Raw genomic sequence first — 2,748 nt, 5'->3', positions numbered from 1 at the left:
TGCCGATTCCGAGGTCATCGCGCGCACCGTACCGAGTTGATGGCGCGCAGGGTTCCGAAATGATCGCGCGCGGCGTTCCGAGCATTCTCCGCGCAGCATTCCGACTTGATCGCGCGCAGTTTCGGATGGTGTGAGGCCTGATCGTTGGCCATTTCTCTGGCTGGAAGCAGCTTGGAGAATTGGATGCCGACGAGGAGGGTTATCATGCGCCAGGTGCGCGAGATTGTGAGATTGAGCCTTGAGGCTGGGCTCTCGACGCGCGTGGTTGGCGAGCGTGTAGGCGTCGGGCCGACGACGGTACGTGACACGCTGAAGCGGTTTGCGCGCGCGGGTCTGGCATGGCCCGTCCCGGAAGCGATCAGCAACACCGAGCTGGAGCAACTGCTGTACGGGGTGCCTGGCGTGAAGCCGGGGCGCCGCAAGGTGGCCGAGCCCGACTGGTCCGTTGTTGCCCGCGAGCTCAAGCGCAAGCATGTGACCTTGCAGGTGCTGTGGGACGAGTACATTGCAGAGCATCCGGACGGGTACCGGTACAGCCGTTTCTGTGACTTGTTCCGCAACTGGGAAGGCCGGCTGCCGCTGGTGATGCGCCAGCACCACGGCGGGGGCGAGAAATTGTTTGTCGACTATGCCGGCGACACGGTGCCGGTGGTTGACCGTAAGACTGGCGAGGTGCGTGACGCGCACATCTTCGTGGCGGTCATAGGCGCGTCCAGCTTGTCGTTCGCGCTGGCGACGTGGACCGAGCAGCTCGGCGACTGGATCGCGGGACATAACGCGGCCTTCAGCTTTTTTGGCGGTGCCACGCAACTCCTGGTGCCCGACAACGCCAAGGTGGCGGTGATCAAGGCCTGCCTCTATGACCCCATGGTCAACCGCAGCTACAGCGATATGGCGCAGCATTACGGCACGGCGATTGTGCCGGCACGGCCGCGTCGTCCGAGAGATAAGGCGAAGGTCGAGGCCTGCGTCGGAATCGTCGAGCGCTGGCTGCTGGGGCGGCTGCGCAACCGAACTTTTTACAGCCTGGCCGAGCTCAACGGTGCGATCGCCGAGTGGCTGGCCAAGCTCAATGACGTACGGGTGCTGCGTCAGTATGGCCGCACACGGCGCCAGCTGTTCGAGGAAATTGATGCGCCGAATCTTAAGCCGCTTCCTGGCGAGCCGTGGGTCCATGCCGAATGGCGCCGATGCCGGGTCGGGCTCGACTATCACGTTGAGATCGAACGGCACTACTACTCGGTGCCCTATCGCTTCGCCCGTCGCGAGGTAGAAGCACGGATCTGTGCGCGAACGGTTGAAATCTTCCTGGGCGGCGAGCGTATCGCCGCGCACATGCGCGGCAGTGGCAACGGGCGGCACACGACGATCAGCGCCCACATGCCTTCCAGCCACCGGCGCTATGGCGAGTGGACGCCGGCAAAGATCCGCAGCGAGGCAACCCGGATCGGTCCGATGCTGCGCCAGCTGGTCGACCGGATCATCGAGGATCGGCCGCATCCCGAACAGGGCTATCGTTCGTGCCTGGGGATCATCCGGCTTGAGAAGCGCTTTGGCGCCGAGCGTCTCGAGGCGGCCGCGCTGCGCGCGCTCGAGATCCAGGCGCGCAACTACCCAAGCATCAAATCGATCCTCGAGAAAGGGCTCGATCGCGTTGCAACGCCCGCATCCTCCGAGCGCGAGCCGATCATACACACCAACATCAGAGGCTCGGACTATTACCACTAAAAGGGAAGAAAAATGCTGACACACCCCACCCTCCACTTGCTTACCCAGCTCGGCCTTACCGGCATGGCCGAGGCCTTCACGAGCTTCGCCGACAACGACGAGGTCCATGGTCTCGCTCACGCCGAATGGCTGGGATTGCTGCTGGACCATGAAGCGACTTGGCGTAACAACAGGCGCCTGGCGCTTCGTCTTCGCAAGGCAAAGCTGCGTCATCATGCCGTGCCCGAGGATGTCGATTACCGCGCCCCCCGTGGCCTCGACCGCCGCTTGTTGGACATACTGCTCAAGGGAGACTGGATCAAAAACCATGAAAATTGCGCCATTGTCGGGCCGACCGGCGTCGGGAAAAGCTGGCTTGGCTGTGCGCTCGGCCACAAAGCCTGCCGGGACAACCACTCTGTACTTTACACCCGGCTGCCGCGGTTGTTCGAGGAACTGGACCTTGCCCGGGGCGACGGCCGACTCGCTTCGCGGATGAAGAGCATCGCTGCCGTCGAGCTCCTGATTTTGGACGATTGGGGCCTTCAAGCCATCGACGCCAATGCCCGTCATTATCTGCTCGAAATCCTCGAAGACCGCTACGGCCGCCGATCAACACTCGTCACCAGTCAGCTTCCAATTGCCAGATGGCATGAGCTCATAAATGACCCAACTTACGCTGATGCCATACTTGATCGCCTGCTTCACAACGCCCACAAACTTGAACTGAACGGTGACTCCATGCGGCGTCCGCCCGTTCTTGCTCGGCCTTGATTACATCGGCTGCCGATGAAGACCGAGACTGCAGCGCGCGAAGCTGATCGGCCGCTACGGCACTGTTGGGGGTGCGCGTCCGGTCAGCTTCGCTCCGCCGACCATACCATCAAACATGTGACGTGATCCCTTCAGCGGCCGCTTGACCACGGGCTATCGATGGTGCCAATTACCTTTAACGATCGGGTGCTTCTCCTGCGCGCGATCAGATTGGAACGTTGCGCGGCATCAGATTGGAATACCTGCGCGCGATCATTGGAATCCGCA

The 2,748-nt window shown here is 62.1% G+C and carries 2 protein-coding genes; both read left to right on the top strand.

Annotated features, from left to right (window positions below; genetic code table 11):
• The first annotated feature begins 204 nt into the window (after positions 1-204).
• Positions 205-1,728, top strand: coding sequence for an IS21 family transposase (gene istA, locus HZZ16_RS36800; RefSeq protein WP_197955744.1), 1,524 nt, complete (start codon positions 205-207; stop codon positions 1,726-1,728).
• Between the two features lie 12 nt (positions 1,729-1,740).
• Entirely contained in the window at positions 1,741-2,481 is a 741-nt protein-coding gene (gene istB, locus HZZ16_RS36795; protein ID WP_197955743.1) for an IS21-like element helper ATPase IstB, read from the top strand.
• Positions 2,482-2,748 lie beyond the last annotated feature (267 nt).

The organism is Bradyrhizobium glycinis (assembly GCF_016031655.1).
GTDB lineage: Bacteria > Pseudomonadota > Alphaproteobacteria > Rhizobiales > Xanthobacteraceae > Bradyrhizobium > Bradyrhizobium glycinis.
This window is presented reverse-complemented; position numbering and strand designations above follow the sequence as displayed.

Bases quoted from the DNA above. Each gene is read 5' to 3' on its own strand.
- istA (WP_197955744.1), top strand. From the start codon at position 205: ATGCGCCAGGTGCGCGAGATTGTGAGATTGAGCCTTGAGGCTGGGCTC.
- istB (WP_197955743.1), top strand. From the start codon at position 1,741: ATGCTGACACACCCCACCCTCCACTTGCTTACCCAGCTCGGCCTTACC.